The organism is Microbacterium phyllosphaerae (assembly GCF_017876435.1).
Lineage (GTDB): Bacteria > Actinomycetota > Actinomycetes > Actinomycetales > Microbacteriaceae > Microbacterium > Microbacterium phyllosphaerae.
In genome coordinates, this window is the sequence record NZ_JAGIOA010000001.1 from 262,560 (window position 1) to 277,643 (window position 15,084).

Below are 15,084 nucleotides of genomic sequence, written 5' to 3' on the forward strand. Positions count from 1 at the left end.
CGAACACCCGACGAAGGGAACACCCATGACAGACCTCATCGACACGCTGACCCGCCAGGAGGAGGAGCTCGTCTTCGACTTCTTCGACCACGAACAGGCCTGGCTTCTCGGCAGCCGCATCACCGAAGCGGCACGACAGGCCGGCCATGCGGTCGGCATCGACATCCGGCGCCCAGGGCTCACGCTCTTCCGCTCCGCCCTGCCGGGCATCACCCCCGACCAGGATGTCTGGATCGCCCGGAAGGCCAACGTCGTCCTGCGCATGGAGAAGAGCAGCGCACTCGTCGACGCCCAGCTGTCGGAGGCGGGCATCGACGCCGCCGCGATCGGCTGGCTCGGCGCCGACTACGCCGTCACCGGCGGGTCATTCCCGATCCGCGTGCGCGGCACGGGAGTGGTCGCCGCGGCGACCGCCTCCGGCCTCTCGTCGATGGACGATCACGACCTCATCGTTCAGGGCATCCGCGCGCACCTCGCCGAGGCGGCAGGACGATGAGCGAGAACACTGACACGACGACCGAGATCCCCCAGCGCATCCTCGCCGAGGGCCAGTCGGCCCGCATCCGCGTCTGGAACCGAGGCGACCGATCGACGCACACCGTGTTCGAGTCCACCGAGCGTCTGTTCGAGGCCCCCAACTGGACACACGACGACCGTCTGCTCGTCAACGGCGATGGCGACCTCTGGACCCTTCCCGCCGACGGCTCGGCGGCTCCGACCCGCGTCGTGGCCACAGGGCTTCCGGATGTGAACAACGACCACGTGCTCTCCCCCGACGGCTCCACCGTCTATGCGTCGGCGAACGACTGGCACATCTGGGCCGTGCCGCTCGACGGCGGCATCGCCCGCCGCGTCACGCCCGACGACGGCGGCCTGCACTTTCTCCACGGAATCAGCCCCGACGGCGCGACGCTCGGGTACGTACGCCTCGACCCCGACGGTGAGAACTGGTGGGCCTCCGCCACGATCCACACCATCTCGACCGAGGGAACGGATGACGTCGCGATCACGACGCATCCCGGTCCCGCCGACGGATGCGAGTGGTCGCCCGACGGCGAGTGGATCTACTTCAATACCGAGCAGTTCTCGGACACCCCGGGTCACGCGCAGATCGCCCGGATCCGACCCGACGGCACCGGGCTCGAGCAGCTCACGTCCGACGATCGGGTGAACTGGTTCCCGCATCCGGCCCCGACGGGCGACGTGACGGTCTACCTCAGCTACCCCGCAGGCACCACCGGGCACCCCGCCGATCTGCCCGTCGAGCTGCGACTCGTACACGGCGACGACTGGTCGCACCCTGAGACCATCGTCACCCTCGACGGCGGTCAGGGAACCATCAACGTGCCGAGCTGGGCACCCGACGGCTCGGCGTTCGCCTTCGTCGACTACCCCATCTCCTCGGACCGGAACGATTCGGAGCCCACGGAATGACCACGGAGCCGTTGCGCGTCGCCATCATCGGCACCGGGATGATCGCCACCGCCCACGTCCGGGCCGCGCGTGATGCCGGCGCGCTCGTCGTCGGGGTGCTGGGGTCCCGCCCTGAGCGCTCACGCGAGGCAGCCGAGGCGTGGGGCGTCGCCTCGGCCTGGGAGAGCCTCGATGATCTGATCGAGGCCCGTCCCGACGTCGTCCACATCTGCACGCCGAACAACACGCACCTCGGCTACGCGAAGGCCGTCACCGCCGCCGGGCTGCACATCGTCGTCGAGAAGCCCGTGGCGACGTCCGTCGAGGATGCCCGCGAGCTCGCCGCCGCGGTCGAACGGGCGGGCACCATCGCGACCGTCCCCTATGTGTATCGGTACCACCCGCTGGTCCGCGAGATCCGGGAGCGCAGGATCGCCGGCGAGCTCGGACGCGTGCTCCTCGTGCACGGCTCGTACCTGCAGGACTGGCTGCTGTCGGCCGATGCCTCGACGTGGCGCATCGATCCCGAAGCGGGTGGAGCGTCACGCGCCTTCGCCGACATCGGCTCGCACTGGGCGGACCTCGCCGAATTCGTCTCGGGCGAGCGCTTCGCCGCCCTCACCGCATCCTCATCGATCGCATACCCCACCCGGCCGGCCGCGTCCGGTCCGTCATTCAGCAGCGGGGTCGGCGGCGAGCGCGTCGAGACCCGCACCGAGGACATCGCGGTGGTCACCTTCCGCACCGATCACGGGCTGCTCGCCAACACCGTGATCTCGCAGGTGTCTGGTGGCCGCAAGAATCGGCTGTGGCTCGAGATCGACGGCTCTGAGCAGTCCGCCGTGTTCGATCAGGAGCAACCGGATGCCGTGTGGTTCGGCTCGGAGCGCGGGGCGACCGTGATCCGTCGAGGCGAAGGCGCGGTCTCACCGGATCAGGCGCGGCTCAACCTCACGCCCGCGGGGCACGCGCAGGGCTGGCCGGATGCATTCGCCGCGTTCCTCCGCGACACCTACGCCGCCGTGCGCGGGGAGCAGCCGGAGGGGCTGCCGACGATCGCCGACGGGGTGCGCTCGGTCGAGATCATCGATGCGTTCCTCCGGGCGTCCCGCTCGGGTTCCTGGACCGAGATCACGGACGCTCAGCAGACTGCCGAGGTGACGGCATGAACGCCGGGCGCGCACCCGTCACGCTGTTCACCGGGCAGTGGGCCGACATGCCGTTCGAGGAGGTCGCCCGCCGCGCTGCGGAGTGGGGATACGACGGACTCGAGATCGCAGCATCCGGGGATCACCTCGACCTGCGTCGCGCCGATGAGGACGACTTCTACCTGCGGTCGCGGCTCGAGATCCTCGATCGTCACGGTCTCACGGTGTGGGCGATCTCGAATCACCTGGCAGGTCAAGCAGTCTGCGACGATCCGATCGACTTCCGGCATCAGGCGATCCTGCGCGACTACGTGTGGGGAGACGGCGACGCCGAGGGCGTCAGGCAGCGCGCGGCCGACGACATGAAGCGCGCCGCCCGCGTCGCCCGCAAGCTCGGCGCCGATACGGTCGTCGGCTTCACCGGGTCGAAGATCTGGCCGTACGTGGCCATGTTCCCGCCGGTGCCGGGATCTGTGATCGACGCAGGATACGAGGACTTCGCGAACCGGTGGAATCCGATCCTCGACGTCTTCGACGCCGAGGGCGTGCGCTTCGCCCACGAGGTGCATCCGTCGGAGATCGCCTACGACCACTGGACCTCGGTGCGCACGCTGGAGGCGATCGACCGGCGCGAGGCGTTCGGCTTCAACTGGGACCCGTCGCACATGGCCTGGCAGGGCGTCGACACGGTGGGATTCATCACGGACTTCGCCGACCGGATCTATCACGTCGACTGCAAGGACACACGCATCCGCTCGGCATCCGGTCGTCAAGGCATCCTGGGTTCGCACCTGCCCTGGGGTGACCCCCGACGAGGCTGGGACTTCGTCTCGACCGGTCACGGAGACATCCCCTGGGAGGATGCGTTCCGGGCGCTCGCATCCATCGGATACGACGGCCCGATCTCGATCGAGTGGGAGGATGCGGGCATGGACCGCCTGCACGGCGCCGCCGAGGCGGTGCAGTACATCCGCTCACTGCTGTGGAAGCTGCCAGGGGCGTCGTTCGACGCCGCCTTCAGCAACCAGTAGGACGACGTTCACACCGCCGCCATCACGGCTCGCACGACGTCGAGATTGTCTGCGACGGTCCGGATCAGGTCCTGTACGGTCCGGTCGCACGGGCGCCTGCTCACCTTCAGCCCGAACCGCTCGACATCACCGGCCTCAGCAAGTGCGGCTGCGACATGAGCATCGTCCAGCAGAGAGCCCGATTCGGGATCCGCCGTCGCGAGCGGCAGGTGACCGTCCGCCCAGGCCGAGCCGTAGGGTCCGTCCACCGCGGCGGATCCCGAGAACGTCAGTCCGGAGAGCAGACCGGTCGCCACGGCACGAGCGATCTGCTCGGTCACGGCGTCGGCGTCTCGGGTCTCGATCACCGAGCGTCCCCAGTTCAGCCAGAGGGCAAGAGAGGCGTCGGCCGCGAGGATCGCGCCGATCTCCTCGTCGAGCGACAGGAAGCCCTTCTCCCATGCGTGACTCGCGATCGCGGCGTCGCAGTGCTCGATGACCAGCTGCGCCCCTGCCCAGTCCCACTGCGAGATCTCGGCGAGGGATTCGACGAGCGGTGACGGTGCTGCATTCCCTTGAGGTGCCGTATGCAGAGCCACCAGGGTCACGGATGCGTCGCTCTCGGCTCCGATCCGCCGGACGTCGCCAGCGACAGCGCGCAGGTCGTCGACGGCGGCACGTCGCCCCTCGTCGTCAGGCGATGCGATGCCATAACGCGCATCCGTGCCGCACCTCTTCATGACCCACGGCAACGGAGTGACCGCGAGTTCGGCGCCGGCAGGCACGTGGCTCAGGAACCATTCCGGATCATGAGGATGCAGGCGCCCCATCCACGGCACCTCGAGCCCCACGACGCCCGGCAGCGCGCAGAGTGCGGGCAGGAGCTCACCCTCGAGATCGGGATCCCAGGTCGTGTGCGCGGGAGAGACCGCGTAGGAGCTGACCAGCAGCGCTGCGAGCGACTCGGTCATGACACCAGGTGGCGGTGCGCCTGGGTGTGCCGGTAGTAGTCGACGAGTGCGAGACGCGAGGCGGCCGCGTCGTCGACGAGCACGCTGACTCGCGGGTGATGCTGCAGGATCGTCGCCGGCCACCGGGCCGACACCGGGCCCTCGACGAGGTGCGCGACCGCCTCCGCCTTCGCGTCACCGGTCGCGACGAGCATGATGTGCCGGGCGTCCATGATCGTGCCGAGCCCCTGTGTGAGGCAGTGGTACGGAACCGCGTCGATGTCACCGCCGAAGAACCGGGCGTTGTCCGTGCGTGTCTGCGCGGTGAGCGTCTTCACGCGGGTCCTCGACGCCAGCGACGAACCGGGCTCGTTGAAGGCGATGTGCCCGTCGGTGCCGATGCCCAGGATCTGCAGGTCGACACCACCCGCTTCGCGTATCGAGTCCTCATAGTCGGCACAGGCCCTGGTCAGGTCGGCGGCGTCCCCGTCCGGTCCGCGCACCGCGCCGGGAGCGAAGTCCACACGCGAGACGAAGTCCTCGTCGATCACCGTGCTGTACCGGCAGGGGTGACCTGGCGGCAGTCCGACGTACTCGTCGAGCATGAAGCCGCGGGCGCGAGCGAGTGTGAGCTCGCCGTCCCTGACACGCTGAGCGACCGCGTCGTAGATGCGCAGTGGGCTCGACCCCGTCGCGAGGCCGAGCACCGCATCCGGGCGCGCGTCGATCAGCGTCGCGATCTCGTCGGCGACGATCTCGCCCAGTTCGCGTTCGCGTGCGATGACGACGTCCATCAGTTCTCCTCGGTCAGAGCGGCGACGAACCACGATGTGATGGTCGCGGGGTGGGTGATGGCGGTGCCGACGCACACCGCGAACGCTCCTGCGGCAGCTGCGGCCGTTGCCTGAGCAGGCGAGTGGATCCGCCCCTCCGCCATGATCGGAGTCGTGCAGCGTGCCGCGATCAGCGCGATCAGCTCGAGATCGGGCCCCTCGGTCTTCGGGCGCTCGGACGTGTACCCCGATAGCGTCGTGCCCAGGATGTCGACTCCGGCCCGCTCTGCCGCGAGGGCATCCTCGAGCGAGCCGCAATCGGCCATGATCAGTGCATCCGTGTGCTCTCGGAGCGCCGCGACCGTCTCGGCGAAGGTCCTCCCGTCGGGCCGCGGCCTGCGGGTCCCGTCGATGGCGACGATGTCCGCACCCGCATCGGCGACCGCTGTCGCGTGCTCGAGCGTCGGTGTGATGAAGACGTCGGAATCACCGTCCTTCCACAGCCCGATCACCGGCACGGTCATGCCCGCGACCGCTCTGATGTCGTCGATGCCCTGCACCCGGATGCCGGCGGCTCCGCCGACCACCGCCGCCTGTGCGATCTGCGCCATGGTGCGAGAGTCGCGCATCGCCTCACCGGGGTAGGCCTGACACGAGACGACGAGGCCGCCACGAAGCTCGTCGAGGATGTCTGTGGATGTCATATCGCCCTCCAGGCGGATGCTGCTGCGCCCCGCAGCGGAGCGTCGTCGCCGAGCACGCCCGGCAGGATCGGGGTGGACTGCAGCGCATCGATGGCGTCGGCGACGAAGGCGCGCTGCATCGGCTTCCACCAGGCGTCGCCGATCTTCGGCACTCCCCCGGTGATCACGATGCGCTCCGGGTCGAGGATCGTGGCGGCGCCGGCGAGCGCACGCCCGACGGCGGCGGCCGATTCGCTGACGGCTCGCTGGGCGATCGGGTCGCCGTCGGCGGCAGCGGCCGCGACGCCGCGGGCATCGGCGATGAGCGGGTCTCCGCCGAGCCAACGGAAGTGCGCGTGCAGGCCGATTCCCGAGCCGATGGCCTCGAGGTGGCCCCTGCGCCCGCAGGGGCAGCGCAGGTGCTCGGCGCCCGGAGTCGGCAGGTGGGCGATCTCGCCCGCGACGTGATGGGCTCCCCGGACGGCGTTGCCGTCGAGGATGAGCCCCGCACCCACACCGGTGCCCACGGCGACGACGAGCACGCTCGCGGCACCGGCCGCCGCTCCGTGCCGGTGCTCTCCCTCGGCGTGCGCGTCGACGTCGTTCTGCACGACGACCGGGGCATCTGGCGCCAGCAGATCACCCAACGCCTCTCGCACGAGCTGGGCGACGGGTGTGCCGGGCCAGTCGGCGAAGGTATCGGTCGCCGAGACGATCGTGCCGGTCGAGACGTTCACGACGCCGGCCGTGCCGATTCCGACGCCGGCGAGCAGCACCGGCATCCCGGCGAGGAGTCTCCGCGCGAGTCCCGCGACGGTCGAGACGACGGCCACCGGTCCTTCCGCGGCCCTCGTCGGCGCCGTCTCGGTGCGCAGCAGCGCACCGTCACGATCGACGAGAGCCGCCGCCGTCTTGGTTCCGCCGATGTCGACGGCCAGGACGACCTCGCGCGGCGGTGCATGCACGGGACGGGCGGCCATCAGGAGACGGCGACCGGAAGCATCCCCTGCTCGGACAGGATGTGACGGATGCGCGAGACGGTGTCGCCGTCGAGCGACTGCACGGTGTGGGCCATCGTCGCGTGATCGATGATGCCTCGGGCGTGCATGGCCGCCTTGAACGCGCCGACACCGGTCGCGTCGCCCGAGAGTCCCTGCGGCTCGAAGACGATGTCGAATGCGCGGTTGATGCGCTCCTGCTCGGTGCGCGCCTCGGTCCAGTCGCCGCGCTGTGTGGCAGCCCACAGCCTGACGTACCCCTCGGCCTCGACGTTCGCGAAGCCGGGAACCACTCCGTCGGCTCCGGCGAGAGCCATGGCGTCGACCACGAGCTCGTGTCCGGTGAGCAGCTGGAGCGGCCGACCGGCCGCGACGTTGGCCGCGATCAGACGGCGGAACGAGACGTCGTCACCCGACGAGTCCTTCACGCCATGGATGACGCCTTCCTTCCCGAGCTGCACGAGCAGGTCGATGCCGAGCTTGGAGTGCACGCGGACCGGCACGTCGTACGCCCACAGCGGCACGTCGATCGCGGCGGCGATCGCTCGGAAGTGATCGGCGACCTCGACGGCCGAGTTGAGCGTGTAGAGCGGTGCCGTCGTGACGATCGCCTGTGCGCCGGCTGCCACCAGACGCCGTGCGGTCTCGATGATGCGAGGAGCAGTCAGCTCGATCGCACCGGCGATGATCGGCACCCGACCGCCGCTCACCCTGACGATCGTGGTGAGCAGCTCGACGCGCTGATCATCGGTGAAGTAGGCGGTCTCACCCGTCGACCCGAGCGCGAAGAGCCCCGAGACGCCCTCGGCGATGAGCCGCTCGACGAGCCGCTCGAGCGAGACGTGGTCGATCGTGCCGTCGGGCAGCAGCGGGGTGGCGACGGGCGGGATGACACCGGTGAAGGTGGCGGAGGAGGATGCAGCAGTCATTGTGTTCCGGTCGTTTCAGTTGGTCGGTTCGAGCAGCGAGGGCGCAGCGCCCAGCAGCGTTCTGGTGTAGTCGTCGGAGGGCGCCTCGAACACGCGGGCAGCGTCGCCGAACTCGACGACCCTCCCCCGGTTCATCACGGCGATCTCGTCGGAGAGGTAGCGGACGGTCTGGATGTCGTGCGAGATGAAGACCATGCCCAGGCCGAGCTGCTCCTTGAGGTCGGTGAGCAGGTTGAGGATCTGCGCCCGCACCGAGACATCGAGCGCCGAGGTGGGTTCGTCGGCGACGATGACCTGCGGATCGAGCACCAGCGCCCTGGCGATCGCGACACGCTGACGCTGACCCCCCGAGAGCTGGCTGGGCAGGGCCTCGAGTGCCGATGCAGGCAGCCCGACGAGTCCGATCAGGTCGCGCACCTTGCGGTCGCGGCTGGCGGGGGTTCCCAGCCGGTGCACCTGCATCGGATCCAGCAGCGCATCGCGCACGGTCATCCGGGCGTTCAGCGCCGTCGCAGGATCCTGGAAGACCACCGACAGGATCCGACCGAGGCGTCGGCGCACCGCCGGCGTGAACGATGTCACGGTCTCGCCGTCGAACACGACCCGGCCGCTGGTCGGCTTCTCGAGTCCGACCAGCACCTTGGCGGACGTGGACTTGCCCGAGCCCGACTCCCCCACGATCCCCAGCGTCTGCCCACGCTTCACGGTGAGCGAGACACCGGCGAGGGCGTCGACGTACTTCGGGGTGAACAGCGATGACGCACGCGTCTTGTAACGGACGTGAACGTCCTCGAGCTCGATGACGGTGTCGCTCATCGTCCTGCTCCGATCGCGTCGATGGGCGCATCGTCGGGATGCGCCGAGTAGTAGTGCTCGGTTCCTCGGATCCGACGACGCACAGGCACGGCCCCCGCATAGCGAGCCGGGTCGGACGAACGAGGAGCGAAACGGTCGCCCGCGGGGAAGTCGCGCGGCGAGGGGACGACGCCGGCGACCTGGTGGAGCCTGTCGGAACCCGCCTCGATCGAGAGCACAGCGCCGAGAAGACCCTGCGTGTACTCGTGCACCGGCTGGGTCAGGATCTCCCTGGTCGTGCCCTGCTCGACGACCTGCCCCGCGTACATCACCGTGATGCGGTGAGTGAGCTCGGCGACCAGAGCGAGGTCGTGCGACACGAAGACGAGGGCGAAGCCGAGCTCGCGCTGCAGCCGCATCAGCAGCTCGACGACCTGCGCCTGCACGGTGACGTCGAGAGCGGTGGTCGGCTCGTCGGCGATCACCAGTCGCGGGTCACGGGTGAGGGCCATCGCGATCAGCACGCGCTGCCGCTGACCTCCCGACAGCTCGTGCGGGTACGAGGCGAGTGTGCGAGCGGGGTCGAGACCGACCAGCTCGAGCAGGTCCTCCGCCGTGCGGGTGCCGCCGCGGGAGGTGAGCTGCTTCATCTGCGAGCGGATGAGCATCGCCGGGTTCAGCGAGCTCAGCGCATCCTGGTAGATCATCGCGATGTCATGACCGCGGAGCGCGTTGCGCCGCTTCGGGTCCATCTGCAGCAGATCCTGCCCGTCGAAGAGGATCCGTCCGCGGATGTCGGCCTTCGGGTCGAGCAGGCCCATGATCGCCAGCGACGTGATCGACTTGCCGCACCCCGATTCGCCGACCAGCGCCATGGTCTCGCCGGGGCGCACCGTGAAGCTGACATGGTCGACCACGTCGACGTCACCGTGCCGCGGGAACGAGATGCAGAGGTCCTGCACGTCGAGCAGCGGGGTGTCGTCGCCCGAGTAGACGAGACGATCGGTACGCGCGAGCTCGCGCTGACGCAGATCGGCGAGGCGGTCGGCGAGAGGCACTGCGGGAGCGACGGGCACCAGCACGTCGGGCACCCCGCTCGGAACCGAGAGGTTGACGGCGGTGTCGACCGTGACGATCACATTCGTGTCGTCGGGGCCGGCGGCCGCCTCTTCGAGCTCGTGGGTCGACTCCTCGGTGTTCGCGGCATCCGCGCTGATCTTGCGTGCACGCGGCGACACCATCGCGTCGGTCATCCCCTCGGAGAGGATGTTGAGGCACAGCACCGTGATCATGATGAGGATGCCGGGGAAGAAGGTCGCCCACCACGCCCCGCTCATCAGCAGGTTGCGCCCGGCGGCGATCACGTTGCCCCACGAGGGCTCGGGGTCGGGCACGCCGGCCTGCAGGAACGACAGCGACGCCTCGAAGACGATCGCGTCGGCGACGAGCACGGTCGCGAAGACGAGCACCGGGGCCATCGCGTTGCGTGCGACGTGCTTGGCGATGATCCGCGGAGTGCCCGCCCCCATGACGCGCACGGCGGAGACGTAGTCCTCGCCGTACTGGTCGAGGATGTTCGCGCGGATGATGCGGGTGAGCTGCGGCACATAGAGGAACGCGATCGTCAGGACGAGCACCGGCAGCGATTTGCCGAACACCGCCACGAACACCGCGGCGAGCGCGATGCCGGGGAAGGACATCACGACGTCCATCACCCGCATGAGCGTCTCGGAGATCCACCGGGGGGCGGTCGCGGCGATGGTGCCGAACACGCATGCGGCGGCCAGGGCGACCAACGTCGCGCCGAGCCCGATCACCAACGAGTACCTGGCGCCGTAGACCAGTCGGGAGAAGATGTCTCGACCCTGGCGGTCGGTGCCGAACCAGTGCTCGGCGCTCGGCGGCTGCACCGGGGAGCCGGAGGCCAACGGGTCGAACGGCGCGACCAGGGGTGCGGCGATCGCGGCGATGGCGATGATCGCCAGCACCACGATGCAGATCAGGGAGCCGACGGACAGGCCGCCCAGGCGGAGGCCCGGAAGCGAGAGTCGTTGAGTCAGTTTGCGTCGCATGTCACACCGCCCGGATTCGGGGATTGATGAGCACGTACAAGAGGTCGACGATGATGTTGATCACCACGAAGGCCAGTGACACTGCGAGAGTCACGCCCTGCACGAGATTGGGTTCGTTGTTGGTCACGCCGTTGAGGATCAGCGTGCCCATGCCGGGGATCGCGAAGATGATCTCGATCACGACCGCCCCGCCGATGAGGTAGCCGATGCGCAGACCGAGCACGGTCACGGGCGTGATCAGTGCGTTGCGCAGCACGTTGCGGCCGACGACGACGGTTCGCGGGATGCCCGCGCCGAGGGCGGTGCGCACGTAGTCACGGTCGAGCTCCTCGACCATCGAGGTGCGCACGACTCGGGACAGCTGACCGATCACGGGAACGGCGAGAGCGATGGCCGGCAGCGCCATGCGGGCGAGCCACCCTGACGGGTCCTCCCAGAAGTCCGGGAGTGGCCCGGATGCGGGGAGCACGTTCAGCCCGAGCGTGAAGAGCTGGATGAGCAGGATCGCCAACCAGAACGAGGGCGTCGACAGCGACGCGACCCCGATGATGCGGATGAGCTGGTCGGGCCAGCGGTCGCGGTAGACGGCGGCGAGGACGCCGATCGCGAAGGCGACGATGACGGCGATGAGAAGGCCGAGGAAAGTCAGCGCCAGCGTGACGGGGAAGGCGCGGACGACCTCGTCGATCACCGGAAGACTCCGTGCCGAGTATGTGCCGAGGTTGCCCTGCAGCAGCCCGATCAGGAAGGTGAAGTAGCGCACGAGCAGCGGCTGATCGAGGCCGTACTGCTCTCGGTACGCCTCGAGCGCCTCCGGGGACGCGGTCTCTCCGAGCGCAGTGCGCGCGGGGTCGACGGGCGAGAACGACATCACGAAGAAGACGAGGAACGTGATGCCGAGGATCATGAACGGCAGCTGCAGAAGCCGCCGTCCGATGAGGCGGAGCGTGTTGGACACGTGCCGCTCCTTCCAGGTTCGGGGAGGTGTGGCGGGGATGCGCTCGGGTACGCATCCCCGCCGTGGAGACCGGGGCTACTTCGCCGCCACGCCGACGTCGAGGAACGACAGGCCGGTGGTGGGGACGGGAGCGAAGCCGATCAGCTCCTGGCTGCTCCACGCGGTGGGGAGCTTGCGGTGGAACAGCGGATAGAGCACTGCCTGGTCGGAGAGCAGGTCGTACGCCTTGTCCCACGTGGCCTGCTGCTCGTCGCCCTGCTGCTGCACGGCGTCGTCGAGGAGCGTGCGCAGTTCGGCGTACTCGGGCGAGTCGGCCCAGTTGGTGCGGGTCTGGGTCCAGACGTTCTCGCCGTACCACCAGTTCATCAGCAGGTCGGGGTCGACGCCGAAGACCGACGGGTCTCCCGGCGCGATCGCGACCGTGTAGTCGCCGGAGTCGACCTTCTCGTACATCGCAGCCGACTGCCCGATGTCGAGAGTCGTGTCGATGCCGATGGCGTCGAGCGATTCCTTGATCAGCGGTGCGACCTCCTTCACCCAGCCGGTGTCGGTGGTGAGCAGCGTGATCGACAGGTCGTCGACGCCCGCCTCGGCCAGCAGCTCCTCGGCCTTCTCGGGGTCGTAGCTGTAGACCGTCGAGGCCTCGTTGTAGTTCGGGTACGTCTCGGGCAGGAACGACGTGGCGGGCGTCGCGTTGCCGAGCATGCCGGTCTCGATGATCTTGTCCATGTCGAGGGCGTAGTGCATCGCCTGACGCACGCGGACGTCGTCGAACGGCGCTGCCTTCGTGTTGAACATCATGAACAGCAACCCGAAGGACTGCACGCTCTCGACGTCGGCGGCGGATGCCAGGGAGTCGACGTCGATGTAGGGCACGTCCTCCATCGCCTGGATGGTGCCGGTCGACATCGCCGTGACTCGAGCGGAGGCGTCGGACAGCAGGTTCCAGTTCATGCCCGCCGCGAGTGCCGGGTGCGGCCCGTTGTAGTCGTCGTACCTCTCGAAGACGATCTTGTCCTCGGGCACGGCCGATACCAGGGAGTACGGTCCTGAGCCGACCGGGTTGGCGCCGAAGCCCTCAGGGTCGGCCTCGACCACGGACTCGGGCACGATCTTCACGACGCCGAGGCGCGACTCGATCAGCGAGAACGGGTAGTCGGTCGTGATCCGCACGGTGTCCTCGTCGACCGCGGTCACGGTGTCGACGAAGTCGATGAAGGTGCGGAACAGCGAGTTGTTGTCGGGGTTCAGCACCCGCTCGTAGCTGAAGACGACATCCTCCGCGGTGACGGGATCGCCGTTGTGGAACGTCGCGCCCTCCCGCAGATCGATCTCGTAGGTCGTGTCGTCGACCTTCGTCGGCATCTCGGCGGCGAGCGCGGGCTCCGCCTTCTGCGTCACGGGGTCGAGATCGACGAGCCCCTCGAAGACGTGCCAGTTCGCAGACACCGTGACGGCGCCGGAGGCGACCATCGGGTCGAAGCTGCCGTTCAGCGTGTACGAGATTCCCGCTTCGATGATCGCGTCAGGGTCGACCTCGGCAGCCGCCGCGCCCTTGTCGGGACCGGCTGAGGCGCCGCCGCAGCCGGCGAGGGCGAGGGAGGCGGCGACGGTGCCGGCGATCACCATCGCGAATCGACCCGCGCGACGGCGGGTGATGTGTCGGTTCATGTGTGCTCCAGGGTGATGGGGGACATCTTGAGGACATCTGATGTCTGATGTACTCTAAACACAGGTTCGACCAGATCACAAGAGTGAGATGATCGGAGCGTTTCAGTCGGGACGAGAGGGAGACCAGATGAAGTCCACCACGAGTAGGGCATCGCGGATGCGGCGCTCGACGACGGCGGATCAGATCAAGCAGCTCATCATCGCCCGCGGGCTCACCCCCGGAGCACCCCTTCCGACCGAGGCCGAGCTCTGCGAAGAGCTCGACGTGTCGCGCTCTTCGGTCAGGGAGGCGATCCGCACCCTGTCGACGCTCGACATCGTCGATGTCCGGCACGGCCACGGCACCTACGTCGGCTCGATGTCGCTGGATCCGATGGTCGAGGCCCTGGTCTTCCGAGGAGTCCTGTCCCCCGAAGGATCTCTGCAGTCGCTGCGCGAGGTCGTCGAGGTACGACTGGCTCTCGATCTCTCCATGGCGGAGCGCGTCGTCGCGGCCGCCCAGGTCGATTCCGACGGAGAACTCGACGAACTCGTCGCCGAGATGGTCGACAAGGCGAGCAGAGGCGAGCACTTCCTCGAAGCCGACCGACTCTTCCACACCAAGCTCTTCGAGGCGATCGGCAATCGGCTCGTCGGTCAGCTCGTCGGCGCCTTCTGGGACGTGCACACGGCGGTGCTGCCCCAGCTCGACATCGCTCAGCCGGAGGACATCCATCAGACAGCGGTCGCGCATGGTGACATGCTCGCGGCGGTGCGCGCCGGTGATGTCGACGCCTACCGTGCGGCTGTCATCGAGCACTACCAGCCGTTGCAGCGCGTGCTCGCGCAGGCGGAGAAGTCGCGGGCCTGACACCTCAAGACCAGGCGGACGAGCCGCCCGCATCCGACCGCGGCCCCCTGCGCTCCGCGGGTCGGCCGCATCGCGACGAGTTAGCGAGCCCGCGTCTCAGAGCACGTCTGCGAGGACTCCGAGCACCCGCTCAGGGTCTTCCAGGTGCATGTCGTGGTGGATGCCGGAGATCCGGCGGGTTTCCCACCCGTCGTGCTCGAGTCCGGCCGCCATCGCGTCGGACAGCACGGCCGGCGACTCGTCGGAGAGCACGATCGTCGACGGCACCGCGGGAGCTGCGATCGCGACCGGGTGGAACGCGATCTCCCGGAACACACCGATCGCCATCTTCGAGTCGAACAGCTTCTGACTGCGCGCCATCGACGCCCGGATGCTCTCGGGGTACGCGGCTCGCTGGGCGGCACTGCGGCGTGACTGGCGAAGACCGACGACGCCCAGGGTGAGCGCGGGAACCGCCCAGAAGGCGCGCCCCGCCAGACCGGTGGTGGGGAGCGCCAGGCCGAAACCGGGGTCGAGGTAGATCGCACGCGCAGGGCGGAGCCGTTCGACTGCACGGACGAGCACGGCGCCGCCCAGCGAGTGCCCGACGACGCTGTGCAGGCCCTGCGGCAGCGACTCCACGACATCATCGGCGAGTTCGCCCAGCGTGTACGACGACGCCCGGTCGCTGCGCCCGTGCCCCCGGAGATCGACGGTCGTCACGGTGTACCGGCCCGTGGTGAGCATCAGGTCGATCAGTGGTTTCCACGTCGTGCCGTCGGCGCCGAGCCCGTGGATCAGTCCGACATGGTGCTCACCTGAGCCGGAGGTCGCCGTGTGCAGCTGCATTCCGTC

15 protein-coding genes are annotated in these 15,084 nt (G+C 68.7%); 5 read left to right on the top strand and 10 right to left on the bottom strand.

Going from position 1 to position 15,084, the window contains the following annotated elements:
- Positions 1–25 precede the first annotated feature (25 nt).
- The 4 genes from JOF42_RS01200 to JOF42_RS01215 are packed head-to-tail and all read left to right on the top strand — an operon-like array spanning position 26 to position 3,592.
- Complete coding sequence (locus tag JOF42_RS01200; RefSeq protein WP_210096185.1) at positions 26–496, top strand: heme-degrading domain-containing protein; 471 nt, start codon at positions 26–28, stop codon at positions 494–496.
- Positions 493–1,434, top strand: coding sequence for a TolB family protein (locus JOF42_RS01205; RefSeq protein WP_210096186.1), 942 nt, complete (start codon positions 493–495; stop codon positions 1,432–1,434). The genes JOF42_RS01200 and JOF42_RS01205 overlap by 4 nt, the downstream gene beginning before the upstream one ends.
- Entirely contained in the window at positions 1,431–2,582 is a 1,152-nt protein-coding gene (locus JOF42_RS01210) for a Gfo/Idh/MocA family protein (RefSeq protein WP_245340687.1), read from the top strand. The genes JOF42_RS01205 and JOF42_RS01210 overlap by 4 nt, the downstream gene beginning before the upstream one ends.
- A complete protein-coding gene (locus JOF42_RS01215; RefSeq protein ID WP_210096187.1) occupies positions 2,579–3,592 on the top strand; it encodes a sugar phosphate isomerase/epimerase family protein in 1,014 nt (337 codons plus the stop codon). The genes JOF42_RS01210 and JOF42_RS01215 overlap by 4 nt, the downstream gene beginning before the upstream one ends.
- Positions 3,593–3,600: 8 nt before the next feature.
- Here the strand turns inward: JOF42_RS01215 and JOF42_RS01220 are convergent, their stop codons facing one another.
- The 9 genes from JOF42_RS01220 to JOF42_RS01260 all read right to left on the bottom strand — a co-directional run bounded on the left by JOF42_RS01220 (position 3,601) and on the right by JOF42_RS01260 (position 13,400).
- Positions 3,601–4,542, bottom strand: coding sequence for a DUF4862 family protein (locus tag JOF42_RS01220; protein WP_210096188.1), 942 nt, complete (start codon positions 4,540–4,542; stop codon positions 3,601–3,603).
- Entirely contained in the window at positions 4,539–5,315 is a 777-nt protein-coding gene (gene nagB, locus JOF42_RS01225; protein WP_210096189.1) for a glucosamine-6-phosphate deaminase, read from the bottom strand. Before nagB ends, JOF42_RS01220 begins: the two co-directional genes overlap by 4 nt.
- Entirely contained in the window at positions 5,315–5,998 is a 684-nt protein-coding gene (locus tag JOF42_RS01230; protein WP_210096190.1) for an N-acetylmannosamine-6-phosphate 2-epimerase, read from the bottom strand. The genes nagB and JOF42_RS01230 overlap by 1 nt, the downstream gene beginning before the upstream one ends.
- A complete protein-coding gene (locus tag JOF42_RS01235; protein WP_210096191.1) occupies positions 5,995–6,957 on the bottom strand; it encodes an ROK family protein in 963 nt (320 codons plus the stop codon). The genes JOF42_RS01230 and JOF42_RS01235 overlap by 4 nt, the downstream gene beginning before the upstream one ends.
- On the bottom strand, positions 6,957–7,904 hold the full coding sequence (locus JOF42_RS01240; protein WP_210096192.1) for a dihydrodipicolinate synthase family protein: 948 nt from the start codon (positions 7,902–7,904) through the stop codon (positions 6,957–6,959). Before JOF42_RS01240 ends, JOF42_RS01235 begins: the two co-directional genes overlap by 1 nt.
- A 15-nt stretch (positions 7,905–7,919) precedes the next feature.
- Positions 7,920–8,720 carry an ABC transporter ATP-binding protein gene (locus JOF42_RS01245; RefSeq protein ID WP_210096193.1) on the bottom strand — a complete coding sequence of 267 codons (801 nt, stop codon included), beginning with the start codon at positions 8,718–8,720 and terminating at the stop codon, positions 7,920–7,922.
- The gene (locus JOF42_RS01250) at positions 8,717–10,771 is read right to left on the bottom strand and encodes a dipeptide/oligopeptide/nickel ABC transporter permease/ATP-binding protein (protein WP_210096194.1); all 2,055 of its coding nucleotides are present in this window, start codon (positions 10,769–10,771) and stop codon (positions 8,717–8,719) included. The genes JOF42_RS01245 and JOF42_RS01250 overlap by 4 nt, the downstream gene beginning before the upstream one ends.
- A gap of 1 nt (position 10,772) precedes the next feature.
- Entirely contained in the window at positions 10,773–11,729 is a 957-nt protein-coding gene (locus JOF42_RS01255; protein ID WP_120494495.1) for an ABC transporter permease, read from the bottom strand.
- Positions 11,730–11,804: 75 nt separating this feature from the next.
- Positions 11,805–13,400, bottom strand: coding sequence for an ABC transporter substrate-binding protein (locus JOF42_RS01260; RefSeq protein WP_210096195.1), 1,596 nt, complete (start codon positions 13,398–13,400; stop codon positions 11,805–11,807).
- A 127-nt stretch (positions 13,401–13,527) separates the two neighbouring features.
- On the opposite strand from JOF42_RS01260, the gene JOF42_RS01265 reads away from it, so the two are divergent.
- Positions 13,528–14,250 (top strand): FadR/GntR family transcriptional regulator, encoded by a 723-nt coding sequence (locus JOF42_RS01265; protein ID WP_245340688.1) that lies wholly within the window; start codon positions 13,528–13,530, stop codon positions 14,248–14,250.
- Between the two features lie 96 nt (positions 14,251–14,346).
- Here JOF42_RS01265 and JOF42_RS01270 read toward each other — a convergent pair whose 3' ends face one another.
- Positions 14,347–15,078 carry an alpha/beta fold hydrolase gene (locus JOF42_RS01270; protein WP_210096196.1) on the bottom strand — a complete coding sequence of 244 codons (732 nt, stop codon included), beginning with the start codon at positions 15,076–15,078 and terminating at the stop codon, positions 14,347–14,349.
- Positions 15,079–15,084 lie beyond the last annotated feature (6 nt).

Coding starts and splice junctions, on each gene's coding strand:
- JOF42_RS01260 (WP_210096195.1), bottom strand. CDS start 13,400: ATGAACCGACACATCACCCGCCGTCGCGCGGGTCGATTCGCGATGGTG.
- JOF42_RS01240 (WP_210096192.1), bottom strand. CDS start 7,904: ATGACTGCTGCATCCTCCTCCGCCACCTTCACCGGTGTCATCCCGCCC.
- JOF42_RS01250 (WP_210096194.1), bottom strand. CDS start 10,771: ATGCGACGCAAACTGACTCAACGACTCTCGCTTCCGGGCCTCCGCCTG.
- JOF42_RS01220 (WP_210096188.1), bottom strand. CDS start 4,542: ATGACCGAGTCGCTCGCAGCGCTGCTGGTCAGCTCCTACGCGGTCTCT.
- JOF42_RS01265 (WP_245340688.1), top strand. CDS start 13,528: ATGAAGTCCACCACGAGTAGGGCATCGCGGATGCGGCGCTCGACGACG.
- JOF42_RS01245 (WP_210096193.1), bottom strand. CDS start 8,720: ATGAGCGACACCGTCATCGAGCTCGAGGACGTTCACGTCCGTTACAAG.
- nagB (WP_210096189.1), bottom strand. CDS start 5,315: ATGGACGTCGTCATCGCACGCGAACGCGAACTGGGCGAGATCGTCGCC.
- JOF42_RS01210 (WP_245340687.1), top strand. CDS start 1,431: ATGACCACGGAGCCGTTGCGCGTCGCCATCATCGGCACCGGGATGATC.
- JOF42_RS01200 (WP_210096185.1), top strand. CDS start 26: ATGACAGACCTCATCGACACGCTGACCCGCCAGGAGGAGGAGCTCGTC.
- JOF42_RS01205 (WP_210096186.1), top strand. CDS start 493: ATGAGCGAGAACACTGACACGACGACCGAGATCCCCCAGCGCATCCTC.
- JOF42_RS01235 (WP_210096191.1), bottom strand. CDS start 6,957: ATGGCCGCCCGTCCCGTGCATGCACCGCCGCGCGAGGTCGTCCTGGCC.
- JOF42_RS01215 (WP_210096187.1), top strand. CDS start 2,579: ATGAACGCCGGGCGCGCACCCGTCACGCTGTTCACCGGGCAGTGGGCC.
- JOF42_RS01230 (WP_210096190.1), bottom strand. CDS start 5,998: ATGACATCCACAGACATCCTCGACGAGCTTCGTGGCGGCCTCGTCGTC.
- JOF42_RS01270 (WP_210096196.1), bottom strand. CDS start 15,078: ATGCAGCTGCACACGGCGACCTCCGGCTCAGGTGAGCACCATGTCGGA.